The sequence below is a fragment of the Streptoverticillium olivoreticuli subsp. olivoreticuli genome (genome assembly GCF_003391135.1).
Taxonomy (GTDB): domain Bacteria; phylum Actinomycetota; class Actinomycetes; order Streptomycetales; family Streptomycetaceae; genus Streptomyces; species Streptomyces blastmyceticus.
In genome coordinates this window covers 2,456,762-2,480,797 of record NZ_CP031455.1, presented here as the reverse complement: position 1 = coordinate 2,480,797, position 24,036 = coordinate 2,456,762, and the positions used below count along the sequence as shown (strand labels likewise).

General features: G+C 72.7%; 23 protein-coding genes and 1 riboswitch. Of the genes, 18 read left to right on the top strand and 5 right to left on the bottom strand.

Annotated features, from left to right (window positions below; all coding sequences use genetic code 11):
- The first annotated feature begins 6 nt into the window (after positions 1-6).
- The 4 genes from DXZ73_RS10250 (at position 7) to DXZ73_RS10235 (ending at position 4,109) form a co-directional block, all read left to right on the top strand.
- The gene (locus DXZ73_RS10250; protein ID WP_095580789.1) at positions 7-462 is read left to right on the top strand and encodes an Lrp/AsnC family transcriptional regulator; all 456 of its coding nucleotides are present in this window, start codon (positions 7-9) and stop codon (positions 460-462) included.
- A gap of 5 nt (positions 463-467) precedes the next feature.
- Positions 468-1,403 carry a LysR family transcriptional regulator gene (locus tag DXZ73_RS10245; RefSeq protein WP_116210699.1) on the top strand — a complete coding sequence of 312 codons (936 nt, stop codon included), beginning with the start codon at positions 468-470 and terminating at the stop codon, positions 1,401-1,403.
- A gap of 138 nt (positions 1,404-1,541) precedes the next feature.
- On the top strand, positions 1,542-2,342 hold the full coding sequence (locus tag DXZ73_RS10240) for a carbon-nitrogen hydrolase family protein (protein WP_116210698.1): 801 nt from the start codon (positions 1,542-1,544) through the stop codon (positions 2,340-2,342).
- A 66-nt stretch (positions 2,343-2,408) separates the two neighbouring features.
- The gene (locus DXZ73_RS10235) at positions 2,409-4,109 is read left to right on the top strand and encodes a flavin monoamine oxidase family protein (protein ID WP_116210697.1); all 1,701 of its coding nucleotides are present in this window, start codon (positions 2,409-2,411) and stop codon (positions 4,107-4,109) included.
- 40 nt (positions 4,110-4,149) lie between these two features.
- On the opposite strand, the gene DXZ73_RS10230 is transcribed toward DXZ73_RS10235, so the two are convergent.
- On the bottom strand, positions 4,150-4,833 hold the full coding sequence (locus DXZ73_RS10230) for a DUF5995 family protein (RefSeq protein WP_116210696.1): 684 nt from the start codon (positions 4,831-4,833) through the stop codon (positions 4,150-4,152).
- Between the two features lie 72 nt (positions 4,834-4,905).
- A complete protein-coding gene (locus DXZ73_RS10225; RefSeq protein ID WP_116210695.1) occupies positions 4,906-6,309 on the bottom strand; it encodes a uracil-xanthine permease family protein in 1,404 nt (467 codons plus the stop codon).
- Positions 6,310-6,525: 216 nt separating this feature from the next.
- Between DXZ73_RS10225 and DXZ73_RS38765 the strand changes: the two genes are divergently transcribed.
- Positions 6,526-6,957: a hypothetical protein gene (locus tag DXZ73_RS38765; RefSeq protein ID WP_205519147.1), complete on the top strand. Its 432-nt coding sequence runs from the start codon at positions 6,526-6,528 to the stop codon at positions 6,955-6,957.
- A 71-nt stretch (positions 6,958-7,028) separates the two neighbouring features.
- On the opposite strand, the gene DXZ73_RS10215 is transcribed toward DXZ73_RS38765, so the two are convergent.
- Positions 7,029-8,264, bottom strand: coding sequence for an MFS transporter (locus tag DXZ73_RS10215; protein ID WP_116210694.1), 1,236 nt, complete (start codon positions 8,262-8,264; stop codon positions 7,029-7,031).
- A 168-nt stretch (positions 8,265-8,432) separates the two neighbouring features.
- Positions 8,433-8,563, top strand: a riboswitch (FMN riboswitch).
- Between the two features lie 160 nt (positions 8,564-8,723).
- Here DXZ73_RS10215 and ribD point away from each other — a divergent pair.
- The 10 genes from ribD to DXZ73_RS10165 all read left to right on the top strand — a co-directional run bounded on the left by ribD (position 8,724) and on the right by DXZ73_RS10165 (position 17,394).
- Positions 8,724-9,827, top strand: coding sequence for a bifunctional diaminohydroxyphosphoribosylaminopyrimidine deaminase/5-amino-6-(5-phosphoribosylamino)uracil reductase RibD (ribD, locus tag DXZ73_RS10210; RefSeq protein WP_116210693.1), 1,104 nt, complete (start codon positions 8,724-8,726; stop codon positions 9,825-9,827).
- A 2-nt stretch (positions 9,828-9,829) separates the two neighbouring features.
- Entirely contained in the window at positions 9,830-10,450 is a 621-nt protein-coding gene (locus DXZ73_RS10205) for a riboflavin synthase (protein WP_116210692.1), read from the top strand.
- A gap of 73 nt (positions 10,451-10,523) precedes the next feature.
- The gene (locus DXZ73_RS10200; protein ID WP_116210691.1) at positions 10,524-11,189 is read left to right on the top strand and encodes a nicotinamide mononucleotide transporter family protein; all 666 of its coding nucleotides are present in this window, start codon (positions 10,524-10,526) and stop codon (positions 11,187-11,189) included.
- A gap of 17 nt (positions 11,190-11,206) precedes the next feature.
- Entirely contained in the window at positions 11,207-12,487 is a 1,281-nt protein-coding gene (locus DXZ73_RS10195) for a bifunctional 3,4-dihydroxy-2-butanone-4-phosphate synthase/GTP cyclohydrolase II (RefSeq protein ID WP_116210690.1), read from the top strand.
- 54 nt (positions 12,488-12,541) lie between these two features.
- Positions 12,542-13,027, top strand: a complete 486-nt coding sequence (ribH, locus tag DXZ73_RS10190) for a 6,7-dimethyl-8-ribityllumazine synthase (protein ID WP_116210689.1) — start codon at positions 12,542-12,544, stop codon at positions 13,025-13,027.
- Positions 13,028-13,060: 33 nt separating this feature from the next.
- On the top strand, positions 13,061-13,333 hold the full coding sequence (locus DXZ73_RS10185) for a phosphoribosyl-ATP diphosphatase (RefSeq protein ID WP_116210688.1): 273 nt from the start codon (positions 13,061-13,063) through the stop codon (positions 13,331-13,333).
- A 57-nt stretch (positions 13,334-13,390) separates the two neighbouring features.
- Entirely contained in the window at positions 13,391-14,239 is an 849-nt protein-coding gene (hisG, locus tag DXZ73_RS10180; RefSeq protein ID WP_116210687.1) for an ATP phosphoribosyltransferase, read from the top strand.
- Between the two features lie 54 nt (positions 14,240-14,293).
- A complete protein-coding gene (locus DXZ73_RS10175) occupies positions 14,294-14,749 on the top strand; it encodes a PH domain-containing protein (protein WP_116210686.1) in 456 nt (151 codons plus the stop codon).
- A 201-nt stretch (positions 14,750-14,950) separates the two neighbouring features.
- Positions 14,951-16,288 carry a hemolysin family protein gene (locus DXZ73_RS10170; protein ID WP_116210685.1) on the top strand — a complete coding sequence of 446 codons (1,338 nt, stop codon included), beginning with the start codon at positions 14,951-14,953 and terminating at the stop codon, positions 16,286-16,288.
- Positions 16,285-17,394: a hemolysin family protein gene (locus DXZ73_RS10165; RefSeq protein ID WP_116210684.1), complete on the top strand. Its 1,110-nt coding sequence runs from the start codon at positions 16,285-16,287 to the stop codon at positions 17,392-17,394. Before DXZ73_RS10170 ends, DXZ73_RS10165 begins: the two co-directional genes overlap by 4 nt.
- 123 nt (positions 17,395-17,517) lie before the next feature.
- Here the strand turns inward: DXZ73_RS10165 and DXZ73_RS10160 are convergent, their stop codons facing one another.
- Together DXZ73_RS10160 and DXZ73_RS10155 are read right to left on the bottom strand one after the other, a co-directional pair.
- Positions 17,518-19,437, bottom strand: coding sequence for an AAA family ATPase (locus DXZ73_RS10160; RefSeq protein WP_116210683.1), 1,920 nt, complete (start codon positions 19,435-19,437; stop codon positions 17,518-17,520).
- Positions 19,438-19,917: 480 nt separating this feature from the next.
- A complete protein-coding gene (locus tag DXZ73_RS10155; protein ID WP_116210682.1) occupies positions 19,918-20,505 on the bottom strand; it encodes a uridine kinase family protein in 588 nt (195 codons plus the stop codon).
- A gap of 240 nt (positions 20,506-20,745) precedes the next feature.
- Between DXZ73_RS10155 and DXZ73_RS10150 the strand changes: the two genes are divergently transcribed.
- From DXZ73_RS10150 to DXZ73_RS10140, 3 genes are all read left to right on the top strand, one after another.
- Positions 20,746-22,086 carry a peptidase C39 family protein gene (locus DXZ73_RS10150; protein ID WP_116210681.1) on the top strand — a complete coding sequence of 447 codons (1,341 nt, stop codon included), beginning with the start codon at positions 20,746-20,748 and terminating at the stop codon, positions 22,084-22,086.
- 126 nt (positions 22,087-22,212) lie between these two features.
- Positions 22,213-22,842, top strand: a complete 630-nt coding sequence (locus tag DXZ73_RS10145; protein ID WP_240351291.1) for a GNAT family N-acetyltransferase — start codon at positions 22,213-22,215, stop codon at positions 22,840-22,842.
- Between the two features lie 279 nt (positions 22,843-23,121).
- The gene (locus tag DXZ73_RS10140) at positions 23,122-23,961 is read left to right on the top strand and encodes an SAM-dependent methyltransferase (RefSeq protein ID WP_116210680.1); all 840 of its coding nucleotides are present in this window, start codon (positions 23,122-23,124) and stop codon (positions 23,959-23,961) included.
- The last annotated feature ends 75 nt before the right edge of the window (positions 23,962-24,036 follow it).

The following is a 24,036-nucleotide window of genomic DNA, read 5'->3' as shown; positions in this document are numbered from 1 at the left end:
CCCGCAGTGCGACTGAACGATCTCGACGAACGCATCGTCCACGCCCTCGCCGAGGACGCCCGCCGCTCCTACGCCGACATCGGCACCGAGGTCGGGCTGTCCGCGCCCGCGGTCAAGCGCCGCGTGGACAGGCTGCGGGCCGAGGGCGCCATCACCGGGTTCACCGTGCGCGTGGACCCGGCGGCGCTGGGCTGGGAGACCGAGGGCTTCATCGAGATCTACTGCCGCCGGAACACCTCTCCCGAGGCCATCCACCGCGGCCTGTCGCGCTATCCGGAAGTGGCGTCCGCCTCCACCGTCACCGGTGAGGCGGACGCCATCGTCCAGGTCTTCGCCTCCGACATGCGCCACTTCGAGCGGGTGCTGGAGCGCATCGCGGGCGAGCCCTTCGTGGAGCGCACCAAGTCCGTCCTGGTGCTCTCCCCGCTGCTGCGCCGCTTCAGCTCCGGCGCCCCCTCCTGAGCGGCGTGGGCGCAGAACCGGGCGGGCGGCCGCCGGCCCGCGCCACGCCCGACCTCAATCTCCTGACGGCCCTCGACGCGCTGCTCACCGAGGAGTCCGTCACCGCGGCCGCCGACCGGCTCGGGCTGTCCGGCCCCGCCATGAGCCGCACCCTCGGCCGGATCCGCCGCGCCCTGGGCGACCCCGTGCTCGTACGCGCCGGACGCCGCATGGTCCCCACCCCGCGCGCCCTCGCCATGCACGCGGACGTCCGCAGGCTCCTCGACGACGCCCGCGCCCTCTTCGCCGCCGGACGGCCCCTCGACCCCGCCACCCTGGACCGGGTCTTCACGCTCAGCGCCCACGACAGCCATGTGCTGACCTTCGGCACCGGGCTCCTCGGCCGCGCCGCCCGCGAGGCACCCGGCGTCACCCTGCGCTTCCTCGCCGAAGGCGCCGCGGGGGTCCCCTCGCTGCGCGACGGCACCGTCGACCTGGAGCTCGGCGTCATCGACCGCGACGAACCCGAGATCCGGATCGAGCCCCTGCTCACGGACCGCATGGTCGGCGTCGTACGCCCCGGCCACCCTCTCCTCGACGCGCCCGTCACGCTGCGCCGCTACGCCGCCGCCGGGCACGTGCTCGACTCCCGGCGCGGCAGGCTGACCGGGCCCGTCGACGAGGCGCTCGCCGCCCACGGGCTGCGCCGCCGCGTCGTCGCCACCGCGCCCACCCTCGCCTCCGCCCTCTTCCTGGTGTCCGGCGGCGACGCGGTCGGGATGCTCCCCGAGCGGATCGGCGGACCGGCCGCCACCGCGCTCGGCCTGCGCACCTTCGAGCTGCCCCTGGACCCGCCCCCGCTGACGATCTCCATGGCCTGGCACCCCCGCCACGAGGCGGACAGCGGCCACCGGTGGCTGCGCGACCTCGTCCGCGGCACCGTGCGCGGCTCCGCGCAATGAATCGACGCCGAGCCGGGGCAATGCGCAACGAATGACGTGTCGGTACGCAATGGACGCGCCTTGTCGGGCGGAGTTACCGGCCCGTACCGTCAAGGCGTCTCAACGAACATCCCTTCGCAACAGGTGAAGAGAGGCCGCATGACGCCGCTGCGCACCGCGCTGTACCAGGGCCGCCCCGGCGTTCCCTCCTCCACCGCCGAGACCCTCGACGCCCTGGCCGCCGCCGCGCGCCGGGCCGCCGACGCGGGCGCCCGGCTGCTGCTCACCAACGAGCTGTACCTCACCGGCTACGCGCTGGGCGCCGCCGTCCAGGGCCGGGCCGAGACCAGCGACGGCCCCGGCGCCCGGGCCGTCGCCCGCATCGCCGCCGAGCACGGCCTGGCCATCGGCTACGGCTACCCCGAGCGCGCCGGCACGGCGATCCACAACTCCCTCCAGCTCATCGGGCCGGACGGGGACCGCCTCGCGCACTACCGCAAGACCCACCTCTTCGGGGACTACGAGGGCGCCTACTTCACGCCCGGCGACGAGCCGGTCGTCCAGGCCGAGCTCGATGGCGTCCGCCTCGGCATGCTGATCTGCTACGACGTCGAGTTCCCCGAGCCGGTGCGCGCCCACGCCCTCGCCGGCACCGAGCTGCTGCTCACGCCGACCGCGCTGATGCGGCCGTACGAGATCGTCCCGCAGACGATCGTCCCGGCCCGCGCCTGGGAGAGCCAGCTCTACATCGCCTACGCCAACCGCTGCGGCACCGAGGGCGACTTCGCCTTCGCCGGGCTCAGCTGCCTCGCCGCCCCCGACGGGACCGTACGGGCGCGGGCGGGCGCGGGCGAGGACCTGATCATCGCCGACGTGGACCCGGCGCTGCTCAAGGCCTCCCGCGCCGAGAACACCTATCTGCACGACCGCCGACCGGAGCTGTACAGCTCGCTCACCTGACCCGCCCGGGCCCCCACGGCCCCGCTCCGAGCCGCCACCCCCCATCCCCGCAGGAGAGTTCAGCCGATGACGTCCATGGTGCCCAACGCCGCCCACGACGAGCAGTCGCAAGCGGCCCTGCCGCCGATCACCATGTTCGGCCCGGACTTCCCCTTCCCGTACGACGACTTCCTCGCCCACCCGGCGGGCCTCGGGCAGATACCCGCGACCGAGCACGGCGCCGAGGTCGCCGTCATCGGCGGCGGCCTGTCGGGCATCATCGCCGCCTACGAGCTGATGAAGATGGGGCTCAAGCCCGTCGTCTACGAGGCCGACCAGATCGGCGGCCGGCTGCGCACCGTCGGCTTCGAGGGCTGCGACCCCTCGCTGACCGCCGAGATGGGCGCGATGCGCTTCCCGCCGAGCTCCACGGCGCTGCAGTACTACATCGACCTGGTGGGCCTGGAGACCAAGCCGTTCCCCAACCCGCTCGCGCCCGACACCCCGTCGACCGTCGTCGACCTCAAGGGCGAGACGCACTACGCGAAGACCATCGACGACCTGCCGCCCGTCTACCGCGAGGTCGCGGAGGCGTGGAACGCCTGCCTGGAGGAGGGCGCCGACTTCTCCGACATGAACCGCGCCCTGCGGGAGCGCGACGTGCCGCGCATCCGGGAGATCTGGGCGAAGCTCGTCGAGAAGCTCGACAACCAGACCTTCTACGGCTTCCTCTGCGAGTCCACCGCCTTCAAGTCCTTCCGGCACCGCGAGATCTTCGGCCAGGTCGGCTTCGGCACCGGCGGCTGGGACACCGACTTCCCCAACTCCATCCTGGAGATCCTGCGCGTCGTCTACACCGAGGCGGACGACCACCACCGCGGCATCGTCGGCGGCAGCCAGCAGCTCCCGCTGCGACTGTGGGAGCGCGAGCCCGGCAAGCTCGTCCACTGGGCGCCCGGCACCTCGCTGTCCTCGCTGCACGGCGGCGAGCCGCGCCCGGCCGTGACCCGGCTGCACCGCACGGCCGGCAACGGCATCACGGTGACCGACGCGTCGGGCGACATCCGCACGTACAAGGCGGCCGTCTTCACCGCCCAGTCGTGGATGCTGCTGTCGAAGATCGCCTGCGACGACTCGCTCTTCCCCATCGACCACTGGACGGCGATGGAGCGCACCCACTACATGGAGTCGTCCAAGCTGTTCGTCCCCGTCGACCGGCCGTTCTGGCTGGACACCGACGAGGAGACCGGGCGGGACGTGATGTCGATGACGCTCACCGACCGGATGACCCGCGGCACGTACCTCCTGGACGACGGCCCCGACAAGCCGGCCGTCATCTGCCTCTCGTACACCTGGTGCGACGACAGCCTCAAGTGGCTGCCGCTGTCGGCCGGCGAGCGGATGGAGGTCATGCTGAAGTCGCTCGGCGAGATCTACCCCAAGGTCGACATCCGGCGGCACATCATCGGCAACCCGGTCACCGTCTCCTGGGAGAACGAGCCCTACTTCATGGGCGCGTTCAAGGCCAACCTGCCCGGCCACTACCGCTACCAGCGGCGCCTGTTCACCCACTTCATGCAGGACCTCCTGCCGGAGGACAAGCGCGGCCTGTTCCTCGCGGGCGACGACATCTCCTGGACGGCGGGCTGGGCGGAGGGCGCGGTGCAGACGGCGCTCAACGCGGTGTGGGGTGTGATGCACCAGTTCGGCGGCGCGACGGACGCGACGAATCCGGGCCCGGGCGACGTCTACGACGAGATCGCCCCGGTCGAACTCCCGGAGGACTGACCTCGAACGCCGGACGGGCTGGAACCGGCCCGTCCGGCGATCACCCCAGTGGGGTCAGCAGGCAGCGGCTCACCAGGCCCACCGCCGCGTCGAGCCGCTCCGTGAACTCCTCGGTCACATCCGGAAGTTCGCGCATCGCGAAGAGCGCGCGAAACGTCGTCCAAGCCGCGCCCCGCGCAGCCTCAAGACTCCACGCCCCCACCAGATGCGTCAGCGGATCCGCCACATCCACAAGCTCCGGCGCCAAGCCCTCCCGCACCCGCTCCTCCAGGGCGACCAGCACCTCGCCCACCCGGTCGAAGTCGCCTTCGAGCGCGCACGGTTCGAGGCCGAGGGCCCGGCACGTGTCGGCGAGGGCCAGCGGCAGGTCGTGCCCGATGTGCGCGTTGATGCCCGCGAGGGCGAACTGCAGGGGCCGTACGGCCGGGTGCCCGCGCAGCTGGAACAGCGGGCGCCAGCAGGCGGGCGCCCGCCGTCCCGCCGCCGCGCGGTCGACGGCGGTCAGATACCGCGCGGCGAACCGTACGTCCAGCTCCGTCGCCGTCACCCGGTTCTCGAACGCGCCCGCCGCGACCCGCCGTCCGATCTCCTCGGTGACCGTGAGGTAGACCCGGTTGAAGACCGCCACCCCGTCCCGCGGCGGCAGGTCCTGTGCCAGTCGGCGCATCCGCGCCACGACGCCCTCGATGCCGGCCGGTGCCGCCCGTACCCCTGCCGTCGTCATGTGCACACAGTGACATGCGCGTACGCAGCGTAGGTGCCCGGCGTCCGTGGATGACCGGAACGGATGACGGGGTCAGCGCTCGTCGCGGCCCGCGTCCTGCTCGGCGGCCGCGTCGTAACCGCTCGTCCCCGCGTCGAGCAGCGGCTCCTGCTCCCTGAGGTGGGCCGGGGCCAGGGCGCGCAGGACGTGGTAGCCGGAGAGGACCACCATGGTGCCCAGGGCGATGCCGCTGAGCTCGAAGTTGCTGCTGACCTTCAGGCTGACGCCGCCGATGCCGATGATGATGCCCGCGGCGATGGGCACCAGGTTCAGCGGATTGCGCAGGTCGACCTTGTTGTGGACCCAGATCTGCGCGCCGAGCAGGCCGATCATGCCGTAGAGGATGACGGTGATGCCGCCCAGCACCCCGCCGGGCACGGCCGCGACGACGGCGCCGAACTTGGGGCAGACGCCGAAGAGCAGGGCGAAGCCCGCCGCCGCCCAGTAGGCGGCAGTGGAGTAGACGCGGGTGGCCGCCATGACGCCGATGTTCTCGGAGTAGGTGGTGTTGGCCGGGCCGCCGACCGCGGTGGAGAGCATCGTGGCCGCGCCGTCCGCGGAGATCGCGGTGCCGAGCTGGTCGTCCAGCGGGTCGCCGGTCATCTCGCCGACGGCCTTGACGTGTCCGGCGTTCTCGGCGATCAGGGCGATGACGACGGGCAGGGCCACCAGGATCGCGGACCAGCTGAACGTCGGCCCGTGCAGCGACGGCAGGCCGATCCAGTCGGCCTTGGAGACGCCGGAGAGGTCGAGCCGCCAGTGGTCTGTGGCCTCCGGGCCGCCGTTCACGGAGTGGATCTTCCCGAAGACCCGGTCGAACACCCAGGAGATCCCGTAGCCGAAGAGCAGGCCCAGGAAGATCGCGACGCGGGACCAGAACCCCCGCAGGCAGACCACGGCGAGCCCGGTGACGAGCATCGTCAGCAGCGCCGTCCACTGGTCCTGCGGCCAGTACGTCCGCGCGGTGACCGGCGCGAGGTTGAAGCCGATCAGCATGACCACGGCGCCGGTGACCACCGGCGGCATCGCCGCGTGGATGATCCGCGCGCCGAACTTCCGTACGGCCAGGCCGCTCAGGAACAGGGCCGCGCCCACCACGAAGATCGCGCCGGTGACGGCCGCGGTGCCGCCGCCCTGCGCCCGGATGATCGCGGCGACGCCCACGAAGGAGAGGCTGCATCCCAGATAGCTGGGCACCCGGCCGCGCGTGGCGAGCAGGAACAGGATGGTCGCGACGCCCGACATCATGATCGCGAGGTTGGGGTCCAGGCCCATGAGGACCGGGGCCACGAACGACGCCCCGAACATGGCGACCACGTGCTGCGCGCCGAGCCCCGCGGTCCGGGGCCAGGAGAGCCGTTCGTCCGGCCGCACGACGGCCCCGGGTGCCGGGGTGCGCCCGTCCCCGTGCAGAGTCCAGCGCACGCCGAGGCCCATGAGTGCTCCAAGTGTTCGGGGTGGGGGAATCCGGACCATGTTAAGTGGCGCCGGCCCCTGCTCCCGGCCGTCGCCGCCGGGCCGGCCGCGCGCTGAGCTGCTGCAATCGGGGCAATCAATGGTCCGTACGACTGTATGACCGTGAACCGGTGCTGTTTCTTGCTTCATGCGAGGTATGGGTCTCTGTGTCCGATTCCTGCAATCCAGGAGACATTCATGCGTAACCTCGTCGGCCGCACCGCGGCCGCCACCGTTCTCGCAGCGGCTGCCATCGTTCCGATCGCCGGCGTGGCCCAGGCCGCTCCGGCCACGACCGCCACGGTCCAGACGTGGCACCACGACCACGACCACGACGGTGACCGCGGTGACCGTGGTGACCGTGACCACGGCCGCGACCACGGCCGCTGGGACCATGGCCGTGACCACGGCCGCTGGGGCCACGACGACTGCGACCGTGGCTGGGGCGACGGCCGCTGGGGCCACCGCCACGACCGTGAGGACTGCGACGACTGGGGCTGGGGCGGTCGTGGCGGTCGTTGGGGCGAAGAGGGCCGCTGGGGCGGCTGTGGCCGTCACGAGGGTCGCGAGGGCTGGGAGTTCGGCCACCGTGGCTTCGGCGGTCTCGGCGGTCTGTTCGGCATCCTCTAACCACCCACGGCACACCGTCGGCTGGTTCCGGGCCGTACGGGGGATCCCTTGAGGGTCCGCCGTACGGCCCATCACCGTTCCGGACCCGGTGACTCCGCCGCGGAGCCCGAGCGCTCCGGCGCGGCCCGCGCCGCACCCACCGCACCGCGCGCGGGAGTACGCAGCACCCCCGCCCCCACCGCCACCCCCGTCGTCAACACGGTGACCAGGACGAACGACATCACCAGCGAACCGGCGGCCGCGACCTGGCCGATGGCGGCCGGCGCGACCAGCCCCGACGTATAGGTGATCGTCGCGACCCCGGCGATGGCCTGGCTCGGCGCCGGACCGCTGCGCCCCGCCGCCGCGAACGCCAGCGGCACCACCACCGCGATGCCCAGGCCGATCAGCGCGAAGCCCGCGATCGCCGCCGGCGCCCCGGCCGCGGACACCACCAGCACCCCGCCCGCCGTGGCCAGCGCGCCCCCGGCCCGTACGGTCCGCACCGGGCCGAACCGGCGCACCGCCGCGTCCCCCGCGAACCGGGCCGCCGCCATCGTGCAGGAGAACGCCGTGGTGCAGGCGGCCGCGACGCCCGGATCGGATCCGATGACGTCACGGAGATAGACCGCCGACCAGTCCAGGCTCGCGCCCTCCGCGAACACCGCGCAGAACCCCACCGCGCCGATGGCCAGCGCCGCGCGCGGCGGAACCGAGAAGCGCGGCGGCGGGTGCTCCTCGGGCGCGGTCCGCAGATCGAGCACCCACCGGCAGGCGAGCGCGCCGAGCAGCAGGAGCGCACCCGCCGCGATCCCCAGGTGGACCCGGGCGTCCGTACCGGCGTGCGCGGCGACCGTGCCCGCCCCCGAACCGGCGAGCACCCCCACGCTCCACATCCCGTGCAGCCCCGACATGATCGAGCGCCCGATCCGGTTCTCGGTCTCCACGCCCAGCGCGTTCATCGCCACGTCCGCCATCCCCGCCGTCGCGCCGTAGACGGCCAGCGCCGCGCACAGCGCGAGCAGGCCGGGGGAGAGGGCGGGCAGCGCCAGGGACGCGCACCACAGGGACAGCAGTACGCGCAGCGCGGCCCGCGAACCCAGCCGGTGACCCACCCACCCCGCGAGCGGCATCGCCAACGACGCCCCGATCGCGGGGAACGCCAGCGCCAGCCCCAGCCGGCCCGCGCCGACGTCCGTGTGCGCCTGGATCCATGGGACGCGGGTCGCGAAGCTGCCGGTCACCGCGCCGTGCACGGCGAACACCACGGCCACGGCGCAGCGCGCCCGGCGTAACCGGCCGTCCGTACCCCTCTTGTCGGCACCCATGGACGCGCATCCTCCCGGACCCGGACGGGCCGGTCGACCCCCCTTGGCGATCTACATCACCGTGGACACCGCGCCGCCCCTCGGCGTACGCTCAAAGGCGTCGGACCGGCAGTGTTCAAGGAACGCGCAGGTCAGACTCCATGTAGCATCAAAAGACAACTAGTTACGCAGCGCACTCCGGGGTCGGTGAAAGTCCGAACCGGCGGTTACAGTCCGCGACCCGTCCGCATCCAGCGGCCGGTTGACCAGGTGAAATTCCTGGACCGACGGTTAAAGTCCGGATGGGAGGCAGTGCGCGGCGGGCACGCATACCGGCACACCGGCGTCAGGTGATCCGGCCCTCTTCAGGGGCGGACCCCTCTTTTTCGGCCTCGGTGCACCCCCGGTCCGCGTCCCCGCTCTCTTCGTCGTCCCGTGCGACAGCCCCGGAGTCCGTGCCCGAAGAGGCAGGAGGACCCGGTGGCCACCCAGGCCGAAGCCGACGCGATGCGTCGGGCCATCGCACTCGCCGCGCGCGCCCTCGGCTCCACCAGCCCCAACCCCGTCGTCGGCTGTGTCCTGCTCGACGCCCGGGGCCGCACCGCGGGTGAGGGCTGGCACCGGCGCGCCGGAGGCCCGCACGCCGAGGTCGCCGCCCTGCGCGACGCCGCGGACGCCGGCCACGACGTCCGCGGCGGCACCGCCGTCGTCACTCTCGAACCCTGCAACCACACCGGACGCACGGGCCCTTGCGCACAGGCCCTGCTCGCCGCCGGAGTGGCCCGCGTCGTCTACGCCGTCGCCGATCCCAACCCCACCGCCACCGGAGGCGCCGCCACCCTGGCCGCCGCCGGGGTCGACACGGAGGGCGGGCTGCTCGCCGAGGAGGCCGCCGCGGGCAATGCCGCCTGGCTCACCTCGGTGCTCCGCGGCCGCCCCTTCGTGCTGTGGAAGTACGCGGCGACCCTCGACGGCCGCAGCGCCGCCGCCGACGGCACCAGCCGCTGGATCACCTCCGCCGCCTCCCGCGCCGACGTCCACCGGCTGCGCGCAGAGGCCGACGCCGTCGTCGTCGGCTCCGGCACCCTGCGCGCCGACGACCCGCACCTGGCCGTCCGCGGCCGGGACGGTGTCACCCAGCCCCTGCGCGTCGTCGTCGACACCCACGCCACGATCAAGCCGGGCGCCCGGGTCCTGGACGACGCGGCACCCACCCTGATCGCCGTCGGCGAGGACGCCGACACCGGGCACCTGCCCGGCACCGACACCGTCCGGCTGCCGTACGGCGGGGCGGGCCTCGATGTCCACGCCCTGCTCGCCGAGCTCCACGGGCGCGGCGTCCGCTCCGTCCTGCTGGAGGGCGGGCCCTCGCTCGCCGGCTCCTTCGTCGCCGCCGGGGCCGTCGACCGCGTCGTCGGCTACCTCGCGCCCGCGCTGCTCGGCGCCGGGCCCACCGCCCTCGGCGACGCGGGCATCACCACCGTCGCGCAGACGCTGCGCCTGGAGGTGACCGACGTCGCCCGCCTCGGCCCCGACCTGCGGATCACCGCCACCCCCACCGCTTCCGCCCCTGAGGAGAACTGAACGTGTTCACCGGAATCGTCGAAGAACTGGGCGAGGTCGTCGCCGTCGAGAACCGCGGTGACTCCTCGGTCTTCCGACTGCGCGGCCCGCTCGTCACCGAAGGCGCCAAGCACGGCGACTCCATCGCCGTCAACGGCGTCTGCCTCACCGTCGTGGACACCGCCGACGGCGAGTTCACCGCCGATGTGATGGCCGAGTCCCTCAAGCGCTCCAGCCTCGGCGCCCTCGCCCCCGGCTCCCGGGTGAACCTCGAACGGCCCATGGCACTCGGCGGCCGCCTCGGCGGCCACATCGTGCAGGGCCACGTCGACGGCACCGGCACCGTCGTGGCGCGCACCCCCGGCGAGCACTGGGAGATCGTCAGGATCGCCCTCCCGGCCGGGCTGCGCCGCTATGTGGTCGACAAGGGCTCCATCACCGTCGACGGTGTCAGCCTGACCGTGGTCGAGGCGGGCGAGGACTTCTTCACCGTCAGTCTCATCCCCACCACGCTCCAGCTGACCACCCTGGGCATCAAGCAGCCCGGCGACCCCGTCAACCTCGAGGTGGACGTGCTCGCCAAGTACGTCGAGCGGCTCCTGGCCGACGGCGCGGTCCCCGGCACCGGGGAGCCGGTGGCATGAGCGAGCGCAGCGAGCGAATCATTGAAAGGTGCGTGCCGCGCGAAGGCGGGCCCGAGCGAAGCGAGGGACGCGCATGAGCGCCGTGCAGTGGCTCAACGGCGAGGCGTTCTCCGTCCTCGGGCAGCACGTCATCTGGTCCGACATGATCGGCAACACCGTGGGCCTCGTCGCGCTCGCCCTCGGCTGGCGGCGCTCCATATGGACCTGGCCCGCCCAGTTCCTCTCCGGCGTGATCCTCGTCGCCGCCTACGCCTCCGCCCACCTCAGCGGCGGCATCGGCAAGCAGCTCCTGGTCATCGGCGTCGCGCTGTGGGGCTGGCGGCAGTGGCAGCGCGGCAGGCGCGACGCCCAGGACGGCTCGATCGCCGTCCGCTTCGCGACCTGGCGCGAGCGGGGCCTCCTGCTGGCGGGCACCGCGCTCGGCACGCTCGCCGTCGGCGCCCTCTTCACCGCCGTGCCCGAACTGTCCTGGAACCCCTGGCCGGACGCGTACATCTTCGTCGGCACGCTCGCCGCGATGGTCTGCCAGGCCCGCGGCCTCATCGAATTCTGGTTCGCCTGGCTGCTCGTGGACGTCGTCGGCGTCCCGCTCGCCTTCAGCAGCGGGCTCGCCTTCTCCGGCCTCGTCTACGTCGTCTACCTCGCCCTCGTCCTGTGGGGCATGCGCGACTGGTGGCTGCGCTCCCGCGCCCGTACGGACGCCGCCGAACAGACCGCACTGGAAGGGGCACTGTCATGACCGAAGGAAGAGGAATCATGACCGTCGTGCAGAACCGGTCCGAGACCGAGGACTTCGCCCTCGACCCGGTCGAGCGCGCCATCGCCGACATCGCGGCCGGGCGGCCCGTCGTGGTCGTGGACGACGAGAATCGCGAGAACGAGGGCGACCTCGTCGTCGCGGCCGAGAAGGTCACCACCGAGATCGTCGCGTTCATGATGAGCGAGTGCCGCGGTCTGATCTGCGTGCCGCTGGAGGAGCCGGACATCGCCCGGCTCGACCTGCCGCAGATGGTCGAGGCCAACACCGAGTCGATGCGCACCGCCTTCACCGTCTCCGTCGACGCCGCCCCCGCCCACGGCACCTCCACCGGGATCTCCGCCGCGGACCGCGCCACCACCATCCGGCTGCTCGCCGACCCCACGGCCGTCCCCGGCGACTTCGTCCGCCCCGGCCACGTCTTCCCGCTGCGCGCCCGGCCCGGCGGCGTCCTCGTCCGCAACGGCCACACCGAGGCGGGCGTGGACCTCGCCCGCCTCGCCGGGCTGCGCCCCGCCGCCGCGATCGTGGAGATCGCGGGCGAGGACGGCGCGATGCTGCGGCTGCCCGAGCTGATCCCCTTCGCCCGCAAGCACGGACTCGCGGTCATCTCCATCGAGGACCTGATCGCCTACCGCCGGTCCGCCGAGCCCACCGTCCGGCGCGAGGCCGAGACCCGGCTGCCCACCGCCTTCGGCGACTTCCGGGCCGTCGGCTACCGCTCGACCGTCGACGGCGTCGAGCACATCGCCCTCGTCGCGGGCGAGGTCGGCGACGGCGAGGACGTCCTCGTGCGCGTCCACTCCGAGTGCCTCACCGGCGACGTCTTCGGCTCGCTGCGCTGCGACTGCGGCCCGCAGCTGCACGCCTCCCTCGAACGGATCACCGCCGAGGGCCGGGGCGTCGTCCTCTACCTCCGCGGCCACGAGGGGCGCGGCATCGGCCTGCTGCCCAAGCTGCGCGCCTACGAGCTCCAGGAGGACGGGCGCGACACGCTGGACGCCAACCTGGAGCTCGGCCTGCCCGCCGACGGCCGCGACTACGCGGCCGGCGCGCGGATCCTCGCCGACCTCGGGGTGCGCTCGCTGCGGCTGATGACCAACAACCCCGACAAGACCGCGGCCCTCGTCCGGCACGGCCTGAAGGTCACCGGGCGCGAGCCGATGCCCGTCCAGGCGGGCGAGCACAACCTCCGCTACCTGCGGACCAAGCGGGACCGGATGGGGCACGACCTGCCCTGGCTCGACCCCGACCCGGTCTCCGCCTGCGGCAACCAGTAATCCACCCGACCAATCCACTCGACCCGTCACCCGACCAGAAACCCGAGGAGAAACGTGAGCGGCAAGGGCGCCCCCGAGCTGAGTGTGCGGAACTGCCAGGACCTGCGCGTGGCCGTGATCGCCGCGCAGTGGCACGAGAAGGTGATGGACGGACTCGTCGACGGCGCCCTGCGCGCCCTGCACGACCTCGGCATCGACGAGCCGACCCTGCTGCGCGTGCCCGGCAGCTGGGAACTCCCCGTGGTCGCCAAGGTGATGGCGGGCCGCGGCTACGACGCGATCGTCGCCCTCGGCGTGGTCGTCCGCGGCGGCACCCCCCACTTCGACTACGTGTGCCAGGGCGTCACCCAGGGCCTCGCCCAGGTCTCCGTCGACACCGGGGTCCCCGTCGGCTTCGGCGTCCTCACCTGTGACGACGAGACGCAGGCCCTGGACCGGGCCGGCATCGAGGGCTCGCACGAGGACAAGGGACACGAGGCCGTCACCGCGGCCATCGCCACCGCGGCGATCCTCCGCTCGGTGTCCGAGCCCTGGCACTGAAGCGGGCGGGGACCGGCGTAGGGTAGGACCACCATGTCCAAGAAGACGTTCGAGGAGCTCTTCACCGAGCTCCAGCAGAAGGCCGCCACCGGCGACCCCGCCACCTCCCGCACCGCCGAGCTCGTGGGCAAGGGCGTCCATGCCATCGGCAAGAAGGTGGTCGAGGAGGCCGCCGAGGTGTGGATGGCCGCCGAGTACGAGGGCGCCGACGCCACGGCCGAGGAGATCTCCCAGCTCCTCTACCACGTTCAGGTGATGATGGTCGCCCGGGGAATCTCCCTCGACGACGTATACGCTCACCTCTGATCAGCACCACCCCAGCACATCCCCCCAGCATCCCCACGCACAAAGGAAAACGACCTCATGCTGCGCATCGCCGTCCCCAACAAGGGTTCTCTCTCCGAGCCTGCGTCGGCGATGCTCCATGAGGCCGGATACCGCCAGCGCAAGGACCGCAGGGAACTGGTCCTGGTCGACGCCGCCAACGACGTCGAGTTCTTCTTCCTGCGCCCCCGTGACATCGCGGTCTACGTGGGCTCCGGCAAGCTCGACATCGGCATCACCGGCCGGGACCTCCTGCTGGACTCCGGCTCGCGGGCCGAGGAGATCATGCAGCTCGGCTTCGCCGGGTCCACCTTCCGCTACGCGACCCGCCCGGGCACCGCGAAGCACGTCGGCGAGTTCGGCGGGATGACCGTCGCCACGTCCTTCTCCGGCCTGGTCACCAAGCACCTCGCCGACAACGGCGTGGACGCCTCCGTCGTCCACCTCGACGGCGCCGTCGAGACCGCCATCCAGCTCGGCGTCGCCGAGATCATCGCGGATGTCGTCGAGACCGGCACCACCCTGCGCAACGCCGGGCTGGAGATCATCGGCGAGCCGATCCTGGAGTCCGAGGCGATCGTCATCCGCCGCGCGGGTGCCCCGGCCGACGACCCCAAGGTCCAGCAGTTCCTCCGCCGCATGCAGGGCGTCCTCGTCGCCCGCCGCTACGTGATGATGGACTACGACATCCGGGTCGAGCACGTCGAGCGCGCCGTCGCCCTCACCCCGGGCCTGGAGTCGCCCACCGTCTCCCCGCTGCACCACGAGGGCTGGGTCGCGGTCCGCTCCATGGTCCCGTCCAAGGACGCCCAGCGGATCATGGACGAGCTCTACGACCTGGGCGCGCGCGCCATCCTCACCACCGGCATCCACGCCTGCCGCCTCTGACGGCCCGTCCCGCCCCGCACGCGAGCCCCGACGACGCCGAGAGAACGTAACGACGTGTCCACCCCCGCACCGCTGCCGGACCTTCCGGTCACCTTCCGCCCGACCGTCACCCGGGCCGTGCTGCTCGGCCTCGGCGCCGCACTGTTCGTCGTGCTCACGGCGGGTGCCCTGCTGACCGGCAGCTTCACCACGGGGGACCGGATCACCTTCACGGCCGCCGGACTCCTCGTCTTCGGGGTCCTCGCGCTGCTCGCCCGCCCCAAGGTCGTCGCCACCGAGGACGGCGTCACCGTCGTCAATCTGGCGACGACCCGCCGGCTGGCCTGGGCCCAGATCGTCCGCGTCAACCTGCGCGCCGGCGACCCCTGGGTCCGCCTCGACCTCTCCGACGGCACCACCCTGCCCGCCATGGGCATCCAGCCGGGCATCGCCAAGCACCAGGCCGTCGCCCACGCCCGCGCGCTGCGGGCCCTCGCCGAGGCACACGGCACCGCACCGTCCGCGACCTGACCGCGGCCGACCGCCCCGAGATCGCGAGTCCTTGATTACTCTGGTGCCACGGGCACACCTTGCCCCGCCCCGCACCGCGCGATCCCGCCGTGGTCCCCACGGCCCAGCGGGGCACCTGCGAACCGAGGAGTGACTCCCTCCGGCAATGGACGGATCGTCCTGTAGTACCTGCGCCGCCGCCCACCGTGACGAGGCGGCGGCATGAGTGTCACCGTGTCCCTGCTGCTCCTTGCGGCAGCACTGCTCCTCATCCTCGCGAACGGCTTCTTCGTCGCCGCCGAGTTCGGCCTGGTGACCGTCGAGAAGCCGGAGGCCGAACGGGCCGCCGCCGACGGCGACCGCCGCGCCCGCACCGTCGTCGCCTCCCTGCGCGAGCTGTCCTTCCAGCTCTCGGGCACCCAACTCGGCATCACCATCACCTCCTTGGTGGTCGGCATGCTCGCGGAGCCCGCCCTCGGCGGACTGCTCACCGGACCGCTCACCCTGGCCGGACTGCCGGGCGGCGCCGCCCCCGGGGTCGCCGTGGTGACCGGCATGCTGATCGCGTCCGCCGTCCAGATGGTCATCGGCGAACTGGTGCCCAAGAACTGGGCCGTCTCCCGGCCCCTCCAGGTCGCCCGGTTCGTCGCCGGCCCGCAGCACGCCTTCGCGCACTTCTTCCGGCCCGTGATCACCCTGCTCAACACGGTCGCCAACCGGCTCGTGCGGGCCCTGGGCGTCGAGCCCGCCGAGGAGCTGGCCTCGGCCCGCACCCCCGGCGAACTCGTCTCCCTCGCCCGCCACTCGGCCCGCGCCGGCACCCTGGAGCAGGACACCGCCGACCTGTTCGTACGGACCCTCTCGCTCGGCGAGCTCACGGCCCAGCACGTGATGACCCCCCGGGTGAAGGTCAGCGCCCTCCAGTCCACCGCGACCGCCGAGGACGTCCTCAACCTCACCCGCGCCACCGGCCTCTCCCGCTTCCCGGTCTACCGGGAGCGCCTGGACGAGGTCGTCGGCATGGTCCACCTCAAGGACGCCCTCGCGGTCCCCGGCCACGACCGGCTGCGCACGCCGGTCGGCCGGATCGCGGTCGCGCCCATGCTCGTACCGGAGACCCTGCCCGTGCAGCCGCTGCTGGAGCAGCTGCGCAGCGAGCAGCCGATAGCCGTCGTCGTCGACGAGTACGGCGGCACGGCCGGTGTGGTGACCCTGGAGGATATCGTCGAGGAGCTCGTCGGGGACGTGCGCGACGAGCACGACCACGAGGACGCCCACCGGCCCGAACTGGCCCCCGTCGCCTGCGAGGACGGCCGCTCGGCGTGGGACGCCGACGGCGGCTGCCGGGTCGACACCCTGCGCCGCGTCGGCCTGGAGGCGCCCGACGGCCCCTACGAGACCGTGGCCGGTCTGGTCGCCGGTCTCCTCGGCCGGATCCCCGCCCCCGGCGACACCGCGGAGCTGCCCGGCTGGCGGCTGTCCGTGCGGCAGGTGGCACACCACCGTGCCGAACGGGTGCGCCTGGTGCGCACCGGCGGCGCCAAGGGGGAGCAGCGATGAGCGTGCTGCAACTCCTCTTCGCCGTGCTGCTGGTGCTCGCCAACGGCTTCTTCGTGGGCGCCGAGTTCGCGCTCGTGTCCGTGCGCCGCAGCCAGATCGAGCCGAAGGCCGCCGAGGGCTCGGCGCGGGCCCGCACGGTGCTGACCGGGCTGGAGAACTTGCCGCAGATGATGGCGGCCGCGCAGTTCGGCATCACCATCTGCTCCCTGACGCTCGGCGCGGTCGCCGAGCCGACGGTCGCGCACCTGCTGGAGCCCGTCTTCCACGCGGTGGGGCTGCCCGACGGGCTGGTCCATCCGCTGGGCTATGTGATCGCCCTGGCCCTCGTGGTCTTCCTCCACCTCGTCATCGGCGAGATGGTGCCGAAGAACCTCGCGATGTCGGCGCCCGACCGCGCCGCGCTGTGGCTCGGCCCGGGGCTCGTCGCCTTCGCCCGGCTGTGCCGGCCGGTCACGGCCCTCCTCGGCGCCTGCGCGCACGCGGTGCTGAGGCTGTTCCGGGTCGAGCCCAAGGACGAGGTCGAGGCGGTGTTCACCAGCGAGCAGCTCAACCGCCTGGTGGAGGACTCCCGGCAGGCCGGTCTCCTCGAACCGGCGGAGCAGGAGCGGCTGGAGGACGCGCTGGAGCTGGGCAGCCGCCCGGTCACCGACGTCCTCCTCGACCCGGCGGCGCTGGTCACGGTCGCCCCGTCGGTCACCCCCCGGCAGATCGAGGAGCTGACCGTGCGCACCGGTTTCTCCCGCTTCCCGGTGGCCGGGCCCGGCGGGGCCTTCATGGGCTATCTGCACGTGAAGGACGTCCTGGACCTGGAGGACCGCGAGCGGGCCGTGCCGCAGCACGTCTGGCGGCGCGTCGAGACCCTGCGCGCGGAACTCCCGCTGGACGACGCGCTCACCGTGATGCGGCGGGCCGCCGCGCACTTGGCGGCCGTCGCCGATGCGTCGGGGCGGGTGCTGGGGCTTGTGGCGCTGGAGGATGTGCTGGAGATGCTGGTGGGTGAGGTGCGGGATCCTTCGCACCGGGCGGTCACGACGGTCCGGCCCGTAGTGGCGGACCCGCGCGTCGAAGTCCTCGTCCCTCAGGAACGGGGCGTGATGACGGCCTGAGGCCGGGGGGCTTTTCCCCAGCCCCGCCCCTTCCCGAAACCGGGGGGAGCCCCCCGGACCCCCAAAGCGGCTGCGCCGCTTGTCCTCAAACGCCGGACGGGCTGGATACCGGTCCGTCCGGCCTCACGGAGGATCCTGCGGGTCGCGGGACTCCCGGCGGGGGGAGGACCAGCCCGGGCCCGACAGGACCTCGCCGTACGCCTGCATCAGGTCCGCCAGGCGGAGCGTGGCGAGGTCATCGCGAGTGGGGGTGCCCGAGTACCCCGACAGCCGCAGATCCCTGTACGCGCAGCTCTTCTCGTAGAGCGTGCGCAGGAAGCGGCCGTTGCCGAGCTCGTCGATCCACCCCTGCTCGACGACGTGGGCGCTGATGCTGCGCAGCTCGTCCAGCGCCTCCTCGTCCCACTGGTCGCCGTTCTCCGCGGCCAGCACCTGCCCGATGCTGGTGAGTTCGCGGGGGCGGTAGCTGGGGAAGTCCACCCGGGTGGTGAAGCGGGAGCCCAGGCCGGGGTTGGTGGCGAGCAGCCGGTCCATGCCCTCGGGGTAGCCGGCGAGGATGACGACCAGGCGGTCGCGGTTGTCCTCGGCGCGCTTGAGCAGCACCTGGAGGGCCTCGTCGCCGTAGGCGTCGCCCTTGCTGTAGCCGGAGTTGGAGAGGCTGTACGCCTCGTCGACGAAGAGCACCCCGCCGAGCGCCGAGTCGATCAGCTCATTGGCCTTGACCGCGGTCTGCCCGAGGAACTCGCCGACCAGGTCGGCGCGCTGGGCCTCCACCAGGTGGTCACCGCCGAGCAGCCCCAGGGCGTAGAAGACCCGGCCCAGGATGCGGGCCACCGTGGTCTTGCCGGTGCCCGAGGGGCCGGAGAAGACGAAGTGCCGCTTGGGCGGCTGCACGGGCAGCCCCTGCCCGGCCCGCAGCCGCGCCATGTGCAGCTGGGCGGACAGCGCCCGCACCTGCCGTTTGACGGGCTCCAGGCCCACCATCCGCTCCAGCTCGGAGAGGGCCTTCGCCAGCAGCACCGGGTCGGAGGGGCCCGGCACCGGCTGGGGCGCGGGCTGCCCGGGCACCGGGATGCGGGACATCCGGCGCATGCCGTCGGGCCCGGCCTGCGCCGTCCCCGTGGGCTCGGGTCCGGTGCCCGTGAGCAGGTCGCGGCCGCCCGGGAGGTCCGGCGCGGACAGCGCGTCGGGCTCGCCCGCCGGGTCGGCGGGGCTCCCGGGGTCCTGGCCGCTCGGACCGCCCGACGGCACCGACGCCAGGTCCAGATGGTCGTCCAGGCCGTCCCCGTCGGCGATGGCGGTGAGCCGGGCGGAGGTGTCCATGAACGACGGGTCGACGCGGTGCACGGCGCGGTAGAGGGGGAGGGCGGCGGCGCTGCGGCCGGTGCCCTCGTGGGCGCGGGCCAGCCAGTAGCGCAGTTCCTTGCGCTGCGGCTGCTCGCTGCGGCAGCGCATCAGGGCGGCGGCCAGCAGCGGTTCGGCCTGTCCGTACATCTCCAGGCGCACCCGGGCCATGCCGCCGAACAGCCCGGCCTCGATGCCCAGCAGCGGATCGTCGATCAGCGGCTCGGTGTGCCGGACGAGCTGCTCCCAGTCCTTGACGAGGTAGGCGCGGCACGCGTGCAGGAAGCGGGCCTGGAGGTCGGTGTCGACGGGCGGGCAGTCGGCCAGGGCCCGGTCGAGCTCGGGCACATGGCGGCCGTCGAGCCAGTGCGAGGCGTGGGCGAGGAGCAGGTCGCGGCCGCTCTCCAGCACGGGCTGGACCCACCAGCCCAGCCAGTACCAGGAGTTGAGCGTGCGTCGGTGGCGGGTGCGCTGCTCGCCGAACCGCTCGCGGTGGCGGTACATGCGCAGCAGTGCGGTGGTCGTCTCGGCGCGCAGGGCGTGCAGCCCGAGCCAGGCGTCGGCCATGCCGGGGTCCGCCCGGACCGCGGCCCGGAACTCCTCCTCGGCCTGTGCGTACGCGCCCATGGTGTAGGCGTCGACGGCGCGCAGCCAGGCGAGATCGGCCGGGGCGGGTGGGCCCTGCATGCCGATGTCCATCACGTCCCCCACAAACCCTGCCCCCGTAGCGTGCTGCCGGGCGATTGCCCGGCGCGCCTTTGCCGAACCGCTGTGCTGTGGACGGGAGTTGACCAGTGTGCCGACACGCCAGCCGATAGGTGTGCCGACTGGCATCGTACCTGCGTGGTCGGCATGGGCCGAAGGGTGCCGCACCGCTGTTCACGGCGCGGGGGCGATCCCGAGGGGCCGGAAAGCGCTCCGGAAGATGGTCACCCAGTGTGAAGGGGACGGCGGAGCAAAGTGCTCAAATGGGTGTTCCGCGGAGAGTACGAAGCCCCCGATCACGGGGGAACAACCGGGGGCTTCGCGTCCTGAGGCGGCTTGTGTCAGCTGCCTAATGAGAACGTAAGTCCTGTACGCCCCCTCGGTCAAGCGGAGTTGGCGCACTCGGCGGGGATCGGTCGGCGACGACCGGCTGACCGGCCCCGGTTGCTCACCGAGCGTGACGGTGAGGGCGGTTCACGGGCTCTCGTGGGGTCCCGGCAGCACCTTGTACCCCTCCTGGCACTGGAGAATCAGGAGTTGTGCGCGCGGGCGCGTCGGGTCCGTGGCGAAGTGGCGCTGCTCCGCTCGCTTCCAGCCGTCCCAGAAATCGGTCAGTTCGGGACCGTCACGGAGTTGACCCCTTTCCCACGAGCTCTCATGGGTCAACTCCATCCACAGCAGGCTTGCCAGATGGGGTGACAGCTCCCGGCGGCCGGCGCCCACGCCCTCCACGAGCACGACCGGCGCGGCCGGCAGCTCGCGCTCCTCCGCGAACCGGCGCGCCACCCAGTCGTAGGCGCGGTAGTGGGCGGTCTCGCCCCGGGCCAGGGGTTCGAGGACCCAGGAGCGCAGCCGTCCGGTCCACGCGAAGAGCTCCTCATGGGTGGCGAGGTCGTCCAGATGGAGGACCGGGGCGCCGCCCAGGGCGGCCGCGAGGCGGGCGGCGAAGGTGGTCTTGCCGGAGCCGGCGTGGCCGTCGACGGCGACCAGGCGGGTGCGGCCGATGGACGGGGGCAGGGCGCGCAGCCTCTGGGCGAGGGTCTCGACGGTGGGTTCGTTCACCGCACCACGGTAGGCCGTGACCGGCGGGTTTCTCCCCAGCCCCGCCCCTTCCCGAACCGGGGGAGGCCCCCGGACCCCCGACCGCGCTTCGCGCGGTGTCCTCAATCGCCGGACGGGCTGGAAAACCAGCCCGTCCGGCGATTGAGGACCGGGGTCCGGGGCGGCGCCCCGGTTCGGGAAGGGGCGGGGCTGGGGACAATCGCTTAGCCCCCGCTCCGTCCCCGACCACGAGGCCCGATCATGAGCAGACCCACACCCCGCCGCACCGTCCTGGCCGCCGCCCTCGGAGCGGCCGCCGCCGCGGTCATCACCCCCGGGCCCGCCATCGCGGCCCCTTCCGGAGGAGGACGCATCGACTACCGCGCCTGGCTCACCCCCGCCGACTGGCGGCACGGCACCGCCCACGGCACCTGCCCCCGCACCGGCCACCGCACCGGTCTGGTCATCGACCGCGCCGTCGGCACGCTCGACTATCCCGACCCGCACACCGGCACCACGGCCACCTGGGAGTACGCCACCTGGACCGGCCCGGTCCACCGGTTGCCCGCCCCCGCGAGCGAGGTCGTCGCCTCCTGGAACGCCCACGCGCCCGCCGGCACCTGGCTCCAGGTGGAGCTCCGCGGCGCCTACACCGACGGCGGGCACACCCCCTGGTACGTGATGGGCCGCTGGACCGCCGGCGACGCGATCGGTGACATCCGGCGCACCTCCGTCGACGGGCAGAAGGACGGCAGGAGCAACGTCTCCACCGACACCCTCGCCGTCGACAGCCCCGCGACGGGCCTCCGGTTCGTCTCGTACGAGCTGCGCCTCACCCTCTGCCGCAGGCCCGGCAGCGGCCTCACCCCCGTGGTGTGGCGGCTCGGCGCCATGGGCTCCGACATCCCCGACCGCTTCACCGTGCCGGCCTCGGCGCCGGGGGAGGGGTGCGAGCTGAAGGTGCCGCGCTATTCGCAGGAGATCCACAAGGGGCAGTACCCGCAGTACGACAACGGCGGCGAGGCGTGGTGCAGCCCGACCTCCTCGCAGATGGTCCTCGAGTACTGGGGCCGGGTGCCGTCCGCCGCGGACCTCGCGTGGGTGGACCGGTCCTACGCCGATCCGCAGGTCTGTCACGCCGCCCGGTACACGTACGACTACCAGTACCAGGGCTGCGGCAACTGGCCGTTCAACGCCGCCTACGCCGCGACGTACCGCGACATGCAGGCCGTGGTCACCCGGCTGCGTTCCCTGAACGACGTGGAGAAACTGATCCACGCGAGGATCCCCGTCATCACCTCGCAGTCCTTCCTCGCCTCGGAACTCGACGGCGCGGGATACGGCACCGCGGGCCACCTGATGTGTGTCGTCGGCTTCACCCGGGACGGCGATGTGGTGGCCAACGACCCGGCGAGTCCGTCGGACGCCGCGGTCCGACGCGTATACAAACGCCGCCAGTTCGAGAACGTCTGGCTGCGGACGAAGCGCCGCAATGCGCAGGGGCAGGTCAAGAGCGGTACGGGAGGGGTCTGCTATCTCTACTTCCCGGCGGAACCGTCGGCCGCGCAGCGCCGGGCACTGGCCGCCGTCGGCGTCCGCTGACGCTCTCGCACCGGTGAATACCGCCGCATTCACCGGGCATTCGGAGCGGTCGCCGAGCGCGTTCCACCGGTCCGTACGATCGACGTGAACGTGAACGCCACGTCAATTCGTACGCAGGGAGCGACCGTGACCGTGCATCAGGAAGCCGCCGCCATAACGGGAATCCGCCGGGCGGTGAAGGAGGAGCGGGACGAGATCAGCCTGCTGATCGGGGAGGCGTTCATGGCCGACCCGGTCAGCGGCTGGGTCTTCCCGGACGAGGAGTACCGGCGCGCGGTCCACCCGGTCTTCTTCGGCGTGTATCTCGACGCGGCGCTGCGCGACGGCTGGGTGGACGTGACGGACGACCTCTCGGCGGCCGCGCTGTGGCTGCCGGTCCGGGCGGCCGACGACGGCGCGGCCGGTGGCGGCGAGGACGACGAGCTCGGTGAGCGACTCGCCGGGGCCGCGCCGGACAACGACCGCGCCCGGGTCGTCGGCGAGCTGACGGGCCTCGCGCACCCCATGGACCGGTCGCACTACTACCTGCCGGTCATCGTCGCGGCCCCCGGCCGCCGCGGCCAGGGCCGCGGACGGGCGCTGCTGACGCCCGTCCTGGACCGCTGCGACCAGGAGGGCATGCCCGCCTATCTGGAGGCGAGCAACGAGCGCAGCAAGGCGCTCTACGAGCGCCTCGGCTTCGTCTCCACGGGCACGGTCGTCGACCTCCCCGGCGGCCCGCGGATGTGGCCGATGTGGCGGGAGCCCCGGCCCTGAGCACACGCCCGTTCCTTGCATGATCAAATCGATGTGGGACCGTATAAAGGGTTGTGCACGTGCCTGCTGTGGCCGTAGAGGTATGTGATGGGGGAAGTGAGAGAGATGCATCTCACGTGCGAATGTGGTTTTGGGGTACTTCGGGGGGAGCACCCGCAAGGGGTAGGGGCGAACTGCAGTTAAATGCGGATCGTTGTTTTCCACTTGCTTCTTCCATTCGAACGGGCGATCAGTAGCCTCTGCTCACACGTCCGTTCGATGAGCTGGAGAGACAGACTGATGGAGCGTCCCACCTGGGCCCCCCAAGGCATCGACCTTTCCGTGCCGAGCGTGTCCCGCATCTACGACTACTACCTGGGCGGCTCGCACAACTTCGAGGTCGACCGGGAGGCCGGGCGCCGGGCCATCGACGCCTTCCCGGGCCTGCCGAAGGTCATGCAGGCCAACCGGGCCTTCATGCGGCGCGCCGTGCGGTACGCCGTCGGCCGGGGCGTGACGCAGTTCCTCGACATCGGCTCCGGCATCCCGACCTTCGGCAACGTCCACGAGATCGCCCAGCACGCGGACCCCGGGGCGCACGTCGTCTACGTCGACCACGACCCGGTCGCCGTCGCGCACAGCCGGGCCGTCCTCGCGGGCAACGAGCGCGCCGCCATCGCGTCCGCGGACCTGCGGGCACCGCGGGACATCCTGGACGGCGAGGAGGTCGGCAGGCTCCTCGACCTGCGACGGCCGGTCGCGCTGCTGCTGGTGGCCGTCCTGCACTTCATGGAGGACCGCGAGGACCCGTGGGGCGCCGTCGCGGAGCTGCGCGACGCGCTGGCCCCCGGCAGCCTGCTGATCCTCACCCACGCCACCACCGACAGCGGCCCGATCAAGCCGGAGGAGGGCGAGCGGGTTGAGGGCGTCTACCGCGGGGTCGGTTCACCGCTGCTGATGCGCTCGCACGCCGAGGTGGCCCGCTTCTTCGACGGGTTCGAGATGGTCGAGCCCGGCCTGGTGCCCATGCCGATGTGGCGGCCCGAGGCCCCGGCGAAGGGCCCCGGCGGCGGCGCGGGGAGCACGGACGACGACCCGGCGATGTACGTGGGCTTCGCCGGGGTGGGGCGCAAGCCGTGACCGAAACAGCGAGCGGAACCATAAGCGGAATCGGAAGCAGAGCCGGGGCCGGGGTGACTGCAGGGAGCGGGGCGA

Excerpts from the sequence above, each read along its gene's own strand:
- DXZ73_RS10240 (WP_116210698.1), top strand. The coding sequence starts at position 1,542 with ATGACGCCGCTGCGCACCGCGCTGTACCAGGGCCGCCCCGGCGTTCCC.
- DXZ73_RS10235 (WP_116210697.1), top strand. The coding sequence starts at position 2,409 with ATGACGTCCATGGTGCCCAACGCCGCCCACGACGAGCAGTCGCAAGCG.
- DXZ73_RS10230 (WP_116210696.1), bottom strand. The coding sequence starts at position 4,833 with ATGACGACGGCAGGGGTACGGGCGGCACCGGCCGGCATCGAGGGCGTC.
- DXZ73_RS10225 (WP_116210695.1), bottom strand. The coding sequence starts at position 6,309 with ATGGGCCTCGGCGTGCGCTGGACTCTGCACGGGGACGGGCGCACCCCG.
- DXZ73_RS38765 (WP_205519147.1), top strand. The coding sequence starts at position 6,526 with ATGCGTAACCTCGTCGGCCGCACCGCGGCCGCCACCGTTCTCGCAGCG.
- DXZ73_RS10215 (WP_116210694.1), bottom strand. The coding sequence starts at position 8,264 with ATGGGTGCCGACAAGAGGGGTACGGACGGCCGGTTACGCCGGGCGCGC.
- DXZ73_RS10200 (WP_116210691.1), top strand. The coding sequence starts at position 10,524 with ATGAGCGCCGTGCAGTGGCTCAACGGCGAGGCGTTCTCCGTCCTCGGG.
- DXZ73_RS10195 (WP_116210690.1), top strand. The coding sequence starts at position 11,207 with ATGACCGTCGTGCAGAACCGGTCCGAGACCGAGGACTTCGCCCTCGAC.
- DXZ73_RS10185 (WP_116210688.1), top strand. The coding sequence starts at position 13,061 with ATGTCCAAGAAGACGTTCGAGGAGCTCTTCACCGAGCTCCAGCAGAAG.
- hisG (WP_116210687.1), top strand. The coding sequence starts at position 13,391 with ATGCTGCGCATCGCCGTCCCCAACAAGGGTTCTCTCTCCGAGCCTGCG.
- DXZ73_RS10170 (WP_116210685.1), top strand. The coding sequence starts at position 14,951 with ATGAGTGTCACCGTGTCCCTGCTGCTCCTTGCGGCAGCACTGCTCCTC.
- DXZ73_RS10165 (WP_116210684.1), top strand. The coding sequence starts at position 16,285 with ATGAGCGTGCTGCAACTCCTCTTCGCCGTGCTGCTGGTGCTCGCCAAC.
- DXZ73_RS10160 (WP_116210683.1), bottom strand. The coding sequence starts at position 19,437 with ATGGACATCGGCATGCAGGGCCCACCCGCCCCGGCCGATCTCGCCTGG.
- DXZ73_RS10150 (WP_116210681.1), top strand. The coding sequence starts at position 20,746 with ATGAGCAGACCCACACCCCGCCGCACCGTCCTGGCCGCCGCCCTCGGA.
- DXZ73_RS10140 (WP_116210680.1), top strand. The coding sequence starts at position 23,122 with ATGGAGCGTCCCACCTGGGCCCCCCAAGGCATCGACCTTTCCGTGCCG.